Origin of the sequence: Arenibaculum sp. (assembly GCF_035998295.1) — a bacterium.
Classification (GTDB): Bacteria; Pseudomonadota; Alphaproteobacteria; order Azospirillales; family Azospirillaceae; genus DASYHS01.
The window spans coordinates 1-11,684 of the sequence record NZ_DASYHS010000105.1 but is presented as its reverse complement, the minus strand read 5'-3'; the positions used below and the strand labels follow the sequence as shown (position 1 = coordinate 11,684).

The window sequence follows — 11,684 nt, the reverse complement described above, 5'->3', positions numbered from 1 at the left end:
GTCCGGGGGATGGCGGCGCCCGTCCCGCGGCGGCGGCGTCACGCTCGCGCGCGCCGTCACCCTGGCGTCGCTGGGCGTCGCGGCGCTGTACGGCTACCATTCCATGCGCGACCGGTAGAGGCGCGGCCAGGAAGGGTCGCGCCTCCATGCGCGACCGGCGCGGCTATCCCTGGCCGCGCTTCAGGTGGTGGATGCCGTTGGGGGCCGTGGCGAGTTTCGTCAGCCGCCGCACAGGATCAGGTGGAACTGCAGGACGGTGATCCGCCATAGGCGGAATCACCCCAGCGACGACAGGCGCGCCACGGCGGCCTCCGACAGCGGGCGGGAGCGGCGCGTCGCCTCGTCCATCTGGACGATGACGGTCTCGGCCGTCGCGACGCACCGGCCGTCCTGGAACAGGCCCTGCGCGAGCGTGAGGGAGCTGCGGCCGACCGCGGCCACGCGCGTCCCGATCTCGACCGTGCCCGGCCAGCGGATTTCGGAGCGGAAATCGAGCGCCAGCCGCGCGATCACGAACGCGCTGCCCGGCTCGGCGAGGGGGAAGGCCGGGTCGTAGAGGATCTCGACCCGCCCGGTCTCGAGGAAGGTCGCGAAGACAGCGTTGTTGACGTGCCCCTGCCGGTCGGTGTCGGCGTAGCGGAGCTTGTCGAAGGTCCGCAGGGGAAAGGCGTCGGGGGTGAGAGGGTCCGTCATCCGGGAAGTCCTCGCGCGGCTTGCAGGGCCGCCGATCATACCACCAAGCCGGCCGTCGCGGCGGAGGTCAGGGTTCTTCGCTAAGCGGCGGGCCCTTGGGCCGCATGACCCGCCTGACCAGCGGCCCCAGGGTCAGGCCCTGGACGATGATCGAGAAGATCACGACCGCGTAGACCGCGGCCAGCAGCAGCGGCTTGTACTCGCTCTCGGGCAGCGAGAGCGCCAGCGCGACCGACACGCCGCCCTTCAGGCCGCCCCAGGTGAGCGCCGGCACCGAGCCGCGCGTGAAGTCCCGCCCGAGGCTGAGGATCGTGATCGGCAGCGCCACCGCGGCGAAGCGCCCCGCCAGCGACAGCGGAATGGCGAGCAGCGCGATGGCGACCGTGGCCGGTTCGAGGTCGATCGCGAAGATCTCGAGGCCGATCAGGGTGAACAGCACGACGTTCAGCAGCTCGTCGATCACGAACCAGCTCTTGTCCACGTAGCGCCAGGTCTCCTCCGACATGCCGTAGCGCGCGCCGTGATTGCCCATGAACAGCCCGGCGACGACGACCGCGAGGGGGCCGGAGACGTGGAGCGCGTGGGCGCCGGCGCCGAGCGCGAACACCAGCGCGAGCGTCAGCAGGAATTCGATGAAGAAGTCGTCGATCGTCTTGACCAGACGATAGCCGGCATAGCCGCCGAGCAGGCCGAGAAGCACGCCGCCGAGCACTTCCTGCAGGAACAGCACCGCGGTCGACGCGATCCCGGCCTCGGCGCTGTGGGTCGTGGTGCCGAACGTCGCGGCGGTCAGGCCGAGGAACACGACCACGGCGACGCCGTCGTTGAACAGCGATTCTCCGACGATCTTGGATTCGAGACTCTTCGGCGCGCCCGAGGTCTGGAGGATGGAGAGCACCGCCACGGGATCGGTCGGGGTCGCGATCGCCCCGAACACCAGCGCCACCATCAGCGGCACGCCGGCGAGATGGGCGAAGCCGAGGCCGATCACCAGGGTGGAGATCGCGACGCCGATGGTGGCCATCGTCAGGATGGTCCATTTCCGGTTCGCCAGTTCGGTGACATCGACCCGCAGCGCGCCGGCGAACAGGAGGAAGGGCAGCATCCAGGTCATCACGATCTGCTCGAAATCGAGCGCGACCAGCATCGAGCGGATCGTGTCGTCGATGGTCAGGGGCGTGATCCGGTCGAGCGCGATGACGGCGAAGGAGCTGACCAGCGCGATGATCACCAGTCCGATCGCCAGGGGCAGGCGCAGGAAATGGTGGTTGAGCACCGCGAACAGCGTGACCGTTCCCAGCAGGATCGCCGCGATGTCGAAGGGGGTCATGGCTCCTCGCGGCCGTTCGTCGGGAGAGCGCCGGAAACGGCGCGTCCCCGAGGGGAACGGCGGCGCCGCCAAGCCGTTGCATGGGCCCGGCGGCGCGTGGCGCCGCCGGGCGACCGTCGCATAGGGCCCGGCGGCGCGCGGTCGTCAGAACGCCGGGATCAGGGCGCCCTTGAAGTGGTCCTCGATGAACTTCCGGATCTCGTCGCTGTGGTAGGCGGCGACCAGGCGGTCGAACACCGGCTTGTCCTTGTCGGCCGTGCGCACCGCGATCACGTTGCCGTAGGGATTGTCGATCGCGGGCTCGATCGCGATGGCGTCGCTCGGCTTCAGGTCGGCCAGCACGGCGTAGTTGTTGTTGACGACGGCCGCGTCCAGGTCGTCGAGGCTGCGCGGGAGCTGGGCGGCGTCCAGTTCGACGATGCGCAGGTCGCGGGGGTTGGCGGTGATGTCGAGCGGGGTCGGCAGGATGCCGGCGCCGTCGCGCAGCTCGATCAGGCCCTCGGCCTCGAGCAGCAGCAGGCCGCGGCCGCCGTTGGACGGATCGTTGGCGACGCCGATCTGCCCGCCTTGCGGGATGTCGGCGACGTCGTCGACCTTGTTCGAGTAGAGGCCGATCGGTGCCACGATCGTGTCGGCGATCGCCGTCAGCTCGTAGCCCTTGGTCCGGACCTCGTTCTCCAGGAAGGGCTTGTGCTGGAAGGAGTTGGCGTCGAGGTCGCCCGCATCCAGCGCCGCGTTCGGCAGCAGGTAGTCGTTGAAGACGATGAGCTCGACGTCGAGGCCGTCCTTGGCGGCGACTTCCTTGACCTGCTGCCAGATCACCTCGTCGTCGCCGGCGGCGACGCCGACCTTGACGGTCTCGGCGCCGGCCGCCGCGGGAAGGGAGAGCAGGGCGAGGCCCAGCAGGGCGGATTTCAGACGGAACTTCATGGTCATACCTCCGGTATTGGCGGCCGTTCGGGCCGCGGTTCGAAAACGATGGATAGGGTGCCGGGCCGGTGGCGTTGGGTTGCGGCGTCGGGTTGCGGCGGCGGGTTGCGGCGCCGGGCTAGCGGCGCCGGTCGAGCCTGCGGGCGATCAGGTCGCCGCCGGACTGGACCGCCGACACCATGACGATCAGGGCGACGATGACGCTCAGCATCACCACGACCTCGAAGCGCTGGTAGCCGTAGCGGATCGCGAGGTCGCCGAGGCCGCCGGCACCGACCGCGCCGGCCATGGCCGACGCGCCGATCAGGGTCACCAGCGTCACGGTGAAGCCGGAGACGATGCCGGGCAGCGCTTCGGGCACCAGCACCTCGCGCACGATCTGCCAGCGCGTGCCGCCCATCGCCTTCACCGCCTCGATCAGGCCGCGGTCGACCTCGCGCAGCGAGACCTCGGCGATGCGGGCGAAATAGGGCGTCGCCGCGACCGTGAGCGGCACGATCGCCGCCGCCGTGCCGATGGTCGTGCCGACGATGAAGCGGGTGAAGGGCAGCAGCGCCACCAGCAGGATGATGAAGGGTATGGAGCGGAAGGCGTTCACCACCGCGCCGACGCCGCGGTTGATCAGCGGCTTCTCCCAGATGCCGCCGCGGTCGGTCGCGACCAGCAGCAGCGCCAGCGGCAGCCCGACCACGAAGGAGACGGCGCCGGACAGGCCGACCATGACGGCCGTCTCGACGATCGAGGCGAGGAACAGGTCAAAGAGCGCGGGGGACATAACCCAGGACCTCCATGCCGGCGACGCGACCGGCCAGGTGGGCGTTCACCCGCCGCAGCCAGTCCTCGCCCTCGTAGGGGACCGAGATCACGAGCGTCGCCACAGGACGCTCGGCGATGTAGTCGATCGAGCCGTGGACCAGCGTCGCCCGCACGTCGAGCTCGCGCGCGAGGTCGGCCAGCACCGGCTCCAGCGCCGCCTTCCCGGTGAACTCCAGGCGGATCAGCGCGTCGGTGCCGGGGCCCGGCTGCGGGCGCACCCGCTCGGCCAGGAAGGCCGGCAGCTCGGGCCGCAGCGTGCCGAGCAGGCGGCGCGTCACCTCGGTGGCGGGCCGGGCGAAGACCTCCCACACCGGGCCGTGCTCGACGACGCGCCCGCGGTCGAGCACGGCGACGCGGTCGCAGATCTCGCGGATCACGGCCATCTCGTGGGTGATCAGCACAATGGTGAGGCCGAGGCGGCGGTTGATGTCGCGCAGGAGATGCAGGATCGACAGCGTCGTCTCGGGGTCGAGCGCCGACGTCGCCTCGTCGGAGAGCAGCAGCTCGGGGTCGGCGGCCAGCGCGCGCGCGATCCCGACCCGCTGCTTCTGGCCGCCCGACAGCATCGCCGGATAGGCCCGCGCCTTGTCGGACAGGCCGACGAGGTCGAGGAGCTGGCGCACCTTGGGCTCGATCTCGGCGCGGCCGACGCCCGCAAGCTTCAGCGGCAGGGCGACGTTGTCGAACACCGTCTTGGCGGAGAGCAGGTTGAAGTGCTGGAACACCATGCCGATGCGCCGGCGCACCGGGACCAGCTCGCTCTCCGACAGGCCGGAGATGCGCCGGCCGGCGACCTCGACCGAGCCCTCGTCGACGGTCTCCAGCCCGTTGATCGTGCGGATCAGCGTGCTCTTGCCGGCGCCGCTGCGCCCGATGATGCCGAAGATCTCGCCCCGGCCGACCTCGACCGAGATCCCGTCCAGGGCGACGACCTGGCCGTAGCGCCGCCGGACGTCCCGGATGCGCACGATCGCTTCGCGCGCCCGGACGTCGTCGGCCTGCTGCGCGCCGGACCCGGGGTCCGCCGCGTCGGATACCGTGATGTACATTCTTGCCACTGTCCGGCCGCGTTCGGTGCCGGTTCCCTGGTGCCGTGATCTGAAGCGGTCCTGCCCATGGGCAGGCGGAAACGTCGGTTCAGCGACGACAGAGATGGTGGGCGGGTGGTGCGAACATGCCGGGCTCCCTCGTTGGTCGGGGCCACAACTCGCGTCGTGGCGCTTTAGCGTTTTTTGACGCGGCGCAAGCTGCTGTCGTCAAATCACCGCGATGGCCGTACGGACGGCCATGACGCCCAACATGTAATTGCGCGTTTCTCAAAGTCAAATGCTTTTTTTCAACAAAATATATCGGTTAAATCTTCGGCGAACCCGTTCCTTCCGTGGCCGGCCGGGCTAGCGGCGCAGCTTCTGCTCCCGGAAGAAGATGTACAGCCCCGCGGCGACGATGATCGCGCCGCCGGCCATCATGGTGGGGCGGGGGATGTCGCCGAAGACCGCCCAGCCGAAGACGATCGCCCACAGCAGCAGCGTGTACTGGAACGGCGCGACGGTCGCGGCCGGCGCCAGCTTGAGCGAGCGGTTGACGCAGACATGCGCGCCCATGGAGACCACGCCCAGCAGGGCCAGCAGCAGGAAGTCCGGCGTGCTCGGGGGCACCCAGCCGGCCGGCGCGGCCACGAGGCCGAAGGCCAGCGCGCCGACGATCTGCCATGATACCAGCGCCGCGTCGGGCGTGCCGCGCAACGAGCGCCCGGTCACCATCATCAGCGCGAAGGCCAGGCTGCCGGCGAGCGCGTAGACCGCCGGCATGCTCAAGGTCGCGGAGGACGGCTCCAGCGCCACGACCACGCCGACGAAGCCGGCGGCGATCGCGCTCCACCGCCGCCAGCGGACCCGCTCGCCCAGCAGCAGCGGGGACAGCGCCGCGACGTAGATGGGGGCCGCCAGCCAGTAGGTCATCGCGTCGGCGAGCGGCATGTGGCGCACGGCCGAGTAGAAGAAGACCACCTCGGCGGTCGAGAGCGCCATCCGCACCACCTGGAGCCCCGGCCGCTCGACCCGGACCAGGGACGCGAGGCCGGCGCGCCACAGGAACGGGGCGAGCACGACCAGGGCGGCGACGCTGCGGATCAGCAGCACCTGGCCGACCGAGTAGGTCGACACCAGCCATTTGCCGAGGACGTCGTTCGCCGAGAACAGGAACATGCCCAGCAGCATCAGCGCCACGCCCATCAGGGCCGTGGGGGAGGGTGCCGCGTCGCTCCCGCGGGCAATCGGCGTCGTCAATCGGGGTGCCTCTCAGTCTCGGTCGGTCGTGGCGCGGACGATCGCGTCGGGGCGCGAGCGCAGCCCGGGCAGCAGCTCGAGGCCGAGCCCCGGCGCCTCGCCCAGCGTGATCGTCCCCCGCTCGACCGTCGGCAGCGCCGTCACCAGCTCGGTGTACCAGCCGGTATAGAAGGCGCGGACGGATTCCTGCACCAAAGCATTGCGTGCGTGAAGCGAGAAATGGCACGAGGCCATGAAGACCACCGGGCCGGTGCAGTCGTGCGGCGCGACCGGGATCTGGTGCGCCTCCGCCAGCGCCGCGATCTTGCGCGCCTCCGACAGGCCGCCGCACCACGACAGGTCCAGCATCGCCACCCCGGCGACGCCGGTCGCGAGATAGTCGCGGAAGGCATGGGGATAGGCCAGCGTCTCCGACGCGCAGATCATCGCCGGCGAATCCTCGGCATAGGCCTTCAGCGTCTCCAGGCTGTCCATGCGCACGGGGTCCTCGTGCCAGTAGGTGCCGTAGGGCGCCAGTGCCCGCGCGATCCGCCGGGCGGCCGGCAGCTTCCACAGCGAGTGGAACTCGACCATCACGTCCATGCGGTCGCCGACGGCGGCGCGGATCTTCTCGAACGGCTCCAGCGCGCGCTTCAGCTCCTCGGCGGAGATGTCGAGCCCGCCGGTGCGCTCGGCCGCCATGTCGAACGGCCAGATCTTCATCCCGGTGATGCCCTGGTCAAGCAGGGATTGCGCCAGCTCCCCCGCGTCGGTCAGGAAGGCGTCCAGGTCCTCGTACGGGCCGGCCTTGGCGCCGAGCCCCCAGTTCGCGACCGCCTGCGCCCGGGCGTCGCGCACGTAGCGGTAGCCGGCGCAGGTGTTGTAGGTGCGGATCGACTCGCGGCTGCGCCCGCCCAGCGCGACCGAGACCGGCACGCCCAGCGCCTTGCCGAAGACGTCCCACAGCGCGATGTCGACCGCGGAGTTGCCCCGCGTCTCGACGCCCGCCCCGCGCCAGCCGAGATACCCGATCAGGTCGCGGTTGATCGCCTCGATCTGCAGGGGATCGCGCCCGATCAGGCGGGGGGCCGCGCTCTCGTGCAGGTAGGCCTCGACGGCCGCCGCCCCCATGAAGGTCTCGCCCAGCCCGGTGACGCCCTCGTCGGTGTGGAGCAGCACCCAGACGATGTTGGCGAACTCCGCCAGGCGGACGGTCTCGACGCCGGTGATCTTCAAGGAAGCCTCCACCGCGGGGAAGGCGCCCTCCCGGAGATCCCGGGAGGGCGCGCGCGGATCAGTTGCCGCGCAGTTCGGCCAGTTCGGACTGGATGCGCTCCACGACCTCCGGCCCGATGGTCTCGGCGTGCTTCTGGTAGACGGGCTGCGCCTTCTCCACCATGCGCGCGTGCTCCTCGGGGGAGATCTCGTTGACCTGCATGCCGGCCTCCTGGACGCGGGCCAGCGACTGGTTCGAGAGCGAGCGGCTCGCCTCGCGCTGGGCGTCGCGCCCGACGATCGCGCATTCCCGCAGGATCGCCTGCTCCTCCTCGGAGTAGGTGTCCCAGATCGGCTTGGAGAACAGCACCATGAACGGCGTGTAGGCGTGGCGGGTCACGGACAGGTAGTCCTGCACCTCGTAGAACTTGGAGGTGTCGATCGTCACGAAGGGGTTCTCCTGCGCGTCGATCGCCTTCGTCTCCAGCGCCGTGAACACCTCGCCGAAGGCCATGGGCGTCGCGTTGGCGCCCATGTTCTGGAAGGTGTCGATGAAGATGTTGTTCTGCATCACGCGCACGCGCATGCCGTTGAGGTCTTCCCACTTCTCGACCGGACGGCTCGAGTTCGTCAGGTTGCGGAAGCCGTTCTCCCAGTAGGCGAGGTTGACCAGGCCGACCTCGGGCAGCATGTCCGAGACGTACTGGCCGAACTCGCCGTCGAGGACGGCGTCGGCCTCCTGCTCGTCGGCGAACAGGAAGGGCAGGTCGAACACGCCGAGCGCCGGCAGGATGCCGACCAGCGGCGAGGTCGAGGTGACGACCATCTCCTGGGTGCCCGAGCGCAGCGCCTGCGTCGCCTGCAGGTCTCCGCCCAGCGCGCCGCCCCAGAAGGCGGTCAGCTTCATCTTGCCGTCCGAACGCTCCGCCATGCAGGCGTTCATCGCCTCGACGCCGTCGCCGACGGGATGGTCGGCGTTGACGCCGTTGGAGACGCGGATGTTGCGCTCCTGGATCTGGGCCGATGCCGGCAGCGCCACGCCGACCAGCAGCATGGCGGCGAAGCCGGACAGGATCTTGGTATGCATTCGCGTTTCCTCCTTATGGTTCTTCATTTCCCTCCCCGCTCCGCGGCTCAGTGCAGCCATTGCAGCGGAACGAGGACGAGCTCGGGGAACAGGACCAGCAGCACCAGCACGCCGACCTGGGCCAGCAGGAAGGGGAAGACCCCCACCACCACCTGGCCCAGCGGGACGCGCGAGACGCCGCTGACCACGTTCAAGACGATGCCGACGGGCGGCGTGATCAGCCCGATGCAGGTGTTCATCACGAACAGGACGCCGAAATAGACGGGGTCTATCCCCGCCTGCTGGATGATCGGCATCAGCACGGGCGACAGGATCAGGATGGTCGGCGCCAGGTCGAGGGCGGTACCCACGATCAGCACCAGGAGCATGATCGCCAGCAGCAGCCATGTCGGGTTCGCGATCAGCGGCTCGATCAGGCCGCTGATCTCGGCCGGGATGTTGGCCGAGGTGATCAGCCAGGACGACACCAGGGCGGCGGCCACCAGGAACATCACCACCGACGTCGTCTTGGCCGCGGCCAGCAGCACGCCGTAGAGGTCGCGCAGGCGCAGCTCGCGGTAGACGAACAGCCCGACGAACAGCGCGTAGACCGCGGCCACGACGGCGGCCTCGGTCGGCGTGAACAGCCCGAACCGGATGCCGCCCAGGATGATGACCGGCATCACCAGCGCCCAGCCGGCGCGCCCGGTCGCGCGCAGCCGCTCGCCCCAAGGCTGACGGGGCAGCGGCTGGACCGCCTCGCGGCGCGACACCAGCATCCAGGTCGCCACCAGCGCCACCGCCATCATCAGGCCGGGCACGATGCCGCCCATGAAGAGCTGGGTGATCGAGACGTTGGCCGCGACGCCGAAGATGATGAAGGCGATCGAGGGCGGGATCACGGGCGCGATGATGCCGCCCGAGGCCATCAGCCCGGCCGCGCGCGGCACGTTGTAGCCGGCGTCGCGCATCATCGGGATCAGGATCGAGGCCAGCGCCGCCGTGTCGGCGGCGGCCGAGCCCGACAGCGAGGCCATGATCACGGCCGCGATCACGGCGACGATGCCGAGCCCGCCGCGGATGTGGCCGACGCAGGCGACCGCGAAGCCGATGATGCGCCGGGACAGCCCGCCTGCGTTCATCAGCTCGCCCGCCAGCAGGAAGAACGGGATCGCGAGCAGCGTGAACGTGTCCGCGCCCGAGATCATGTTCTGGGCCACGATCTGCGCGTTGAAGATGCCCATGTAGCCCATGAGCACGATGCCGGTGAAGATCAGCGCGAACGCGACCGGCACGCCGATCGCCATGGCGCCGAGCAACGCCCCGAGGAAGACGACGATGGTCATTCGGCGCGCCTGCCGACGGCGTCCTCGCCGAACTCGCCGGCGAAGGAGGCGATCTCCTCGGGCGTCACGGCGCCGGTCAGGATGCGCAGGATGCGGATCGCGGCGATCACGACGATGGAGCCGGCCGTGAAGAAGCCGACGCCGTAGACCCAGATCATCGACATCCCGGTGATCGGCGCGACCATCGAGGCGTTGATGCCGGCCTGCTTCCAGGTGCCCCAGAAGAACACGGCCCCGCACAGCACGATGATGGCGTTGCTCGCCAGCATGCAGACCAGGCGGCCCTGCCGGCCGAACAGGCGCACCATCGTCTCGACGCCCATGTGCCCGTTCTCGCGGAAGGTGACGACCGCGCCGATGAAGGTCAGCCAGACGAAGAAGTAGCGCGACATCTCCTCGGAGATGGAGATGCCGGAATTGAAGCCGTAGCGCAGCACCACGTTCGTGAACACCATCGCCACCATCCCCACGAGGAGGAGGACGATCAGCAGCTCAAGTGGCTTGAACAGGTTGTCGACCACCCTCTTCATCGGCGTTGCTCCTCCCTCGATCTTGTTCTTCGAGCCCGACCAGGATGTCGAGCCGTGCCGATTCGATCAGCGTCCCGAGTGCTGCGGCCGCCTCTTCCGGGTCCTTGCGCAGGATCGCGTCGGCGACCGCCCGGTGCAGCGGCAGCGCCGCGCGCGCCGTGTCCAGGTTCAGCACCGACAGGTTGAACGACATGCGCAGCGCGTTGGTCAGGAACGGGGCCAGATGGTGCAGGAACTGGTTGCGCGCGCCCGCGAGGATCGTCTCGTGGAAGGCGAGGTCGGCCTCGTGGTAGCTGCCGTGCCCGTCGACCGCGGCGGCCATGCGCGCATAGGCGTCGTCCAGCGTGCCGGCGGGAAAGTCCGGGTTGCGCGCCGCGAGGCTCGCCGCGAGCGGCTCGAAGCCGAGGCGGAACGCGACCAGGTCCTCGACGAAGTCCGGCGTCAGCCCGCGTTCCAGGCGCCAGGCCAGGACCTGGGGGTCGAACAGGTTCCAGTCCCGCAGCGGCCGCACCCGGGTCCCGTGGCGCCGCCGCACCTCGACCATGCCCTTGGCGACCAGCGTGCGCATCGCCTCGCGCACGACGGTGCGGCTGACGCCGAGGTCCTCGCCCAGCTCGAGCTCGGTCGGCATCGCGGCGTCGGGGCCGAACCGGCCCCCCGCGATCCACCGGCCCAGGTGGTCGACGGCATGCTGGTGGCGTGTGCGGAGCTTGGACACTCCGGGATCATAGGTGTGATGAATGAAATGAGAAGCCGAAAAACGTGCTGCGATGCATCAATTCGGCACATCAGCCCGGGCGGCCTCGCCTCATGGGGGCATCGAGGAACTCCTCGACCATCGCCAGCAGCCAGCCGGGATCGGCCAGGCGCAGGCCGTGGCCCGTGCCGGGCAGCACCGCGAGCCGGGCGCGGGGCAGCAGCCGGAACATCGCCACGGCGTGCTCGGCGCGGACGATGTCGGTATCGCCGACCACGACCAGGGCGGGCGTCCTGACCGAGCGGATGTCCTCGGGCCGCCAGCCCGGGAACTCGGCCGAAAGCTTCATCACCTTGGCGACCAGGCGGGCCCAGCCGCCGGGGTCCGGGGCGACGCGCTCGTAGGCCTCGCGCAGGCCGGCCGGCATGTCCTCGGGCCTGGCGGTGCGGAACATCCGCAGGACCTCGGGCTCGAGCCCGTCGTTGTCGTAGTTGGTGCCGGCGACCACGATCCGGCGCAGCAGGCCGGGATGGCGGATCGCCATCCCGAGCGCGACGTTGCCGCCGTCGCTGTAGCCGAAGGCGTCGGCGCCCTCGATCCCGAGATGGCGCAGCAGCGCCGCGGTGTCGTCCGCCATGCGCTCGAAGGACAGCGGGCGGTCGAGGTCGGCGGTGCGCCCGTGACCCTGCTGCTCGACCGCGACGACCTGGCGGGTGCGGGCGAAATGCGCCACGACCTTGCCGAAGGAGGTCCCGACCGTCTCCAGCCCGCCATGCAGCAGCAGCAGCGGCGGA

Annotated in this window: 12 protein-coding genes; all 12 read right to left on the bottom strand. The window is 70.0% G+C overall.

Going from position 1 to position 11,684, the window contains the following annotated elements; translation table 11 throughout:
* Positions 1–276 precede the first annotated feature (276 nt).
* The gene (locus VGO20_RS11270; protein WP_327502438.1) at positions 277–693 is read right to left on the bottom strand and encodes an acyl-CoA thioesterase; all 417 of its coding nucleotides are present in this window, start codon (positions 691–693) and stop codon (positions 277–279) included.
* A 67-nt stretch (positions 694–760) separates the two neighbouring features.
* The gene (locus VGO20_RS11265; protein ID WP_327502437.1) at positions 761–2,023 is read right to left on the bottom strand and encodes a cation:proton antiporter; all 1,263 of its coding nucleotides are present in this window, start codon (positions 2,021–2,023) and stop codon (positions 761–763) included.
* Between the two features lie 144 nt (positions 2,024–2,167).
* On the bottom strand, positions 2,168–2,953 hold the full coding sequence (locus VGO20_RS11260; protein ID WP_327502436.1) for a MetQ/NlpA family ABC transporter substrate-binding protein: 786 nt from the start codon (positions 2,951–2,953) through the stop codon (positions 2,168–2,170).
* A gap of 118 nt (positions 2,954–3,071) precedes the next feature.
* Complete coding sequence (locus tag VGO20_RS11255; RefSeq protein WP_327502435.1) at positions 3,072–3,728, bottom strand: methionine ABC transporter permease; 657 nt, start codon at positions 3,726–3,728, stop codon at positions 3,072–3,074.
* On the bottom strand, positions 3,709–4,818 hold the full coding sequence (locus VGO20_RS11250; protein WP_327502434.1) for a methionine ABC transporter ATP-binding protein: 1,110 nt from the start codon (positions 4,816–4,818) through the stop codon (positions 3,709–3,711). Before VGO20_RS11250 ends, VGO20_RS11255 begins: the two co-directional genes overlap by 20 nt.
* Before the next feature lie 345 nt (positions 4,819–5,163).
* A complete protein-coding gene (locus tag VGO20_RS11245) occupies positions 5,164–6,057 on the bottom strand; it encodes a DMT family transporter (RefSeq protein ID WP_327502433.1) in 894 nt (297 codons plus the stop codon).
* A 12-nt stretch (positions 6,058–6,069) separates the two neighbouring features.
* Positions 6,070–7,272 carry a mandelate racemase/muconate lactonizing enzyme family protein gene (locus VGO20_RS11240; protein ID WP_327502432.1) on the bottom strand — a complete coding sequence of 401 codons (1,203 nt, stop codon included), beginning with the start codon at positions 7,270–7,272 and terminating at the stop codon, positions 6,070–6,072.
* Between the two features lie 58 nt (positions 7,273–7,330).
* Positions 7,331–8,338, bottom strand: coding sequence for a TRAP transporter substrate-binding protein (locus VGO20_RS11235; protein WP_327502431.1), 1,008 nt, complete (start codon positions 8,336–8,338; stop codon positions 7,331–7,333).
* A 47-nt stretch (positions 8,339–8,385) separates the two neighbouring features.
* On the bottom strand, positions 8,386–9,663 hold the full coding sequence (locus tag VGO20_RS11230) for a TRAP transporter large permease (protein ID WP_327502430.1): 1,278 nt from the start codon (positions 9,661–9,663) through the stop codon (positions 8,386–8,388).
* On the bottom strand, positions 9,660–10,193 hold the full coding sequence (locus VGO20_RS11225) for a TRAP transporter small permease (RefSeq protein ID WP_327502429.1): 534 nt from the start codon (positions 10,191–10,193) through the stop codon (positions 9,660–9,662). Before VGO20_RS11225 ends, VGO20_RS11230 begins: the two co-directional genes overlap by 4 nt.
* Positions 10,156–10,911: a FadR/GntR family transcriptional regulator gene (locus tag VGO20_RS11220; protein ID WP_327502428.1), complete on the bottom strand. Its 756-nt coding sequence runs from the start codon at positions 10,909–10,911 to the stop codon at positions 10,156–10,158. The genes VGO20_RS11225 and VGO20_RS11220 overlap by 38 nt, the downstream gene beginning before the upstream one ends.
* Before the next feature lie 70 nt (positions 10,912–10,981).
* Positions 10,982–11,684, bottom strand: a 703-nt coding sequence (locus VGO20_RS11215; RefSeq protein WP_327502427.1) for an alpha/beta fold hydrolase, incomplete at its 5' end; no start/stop codon positions are given.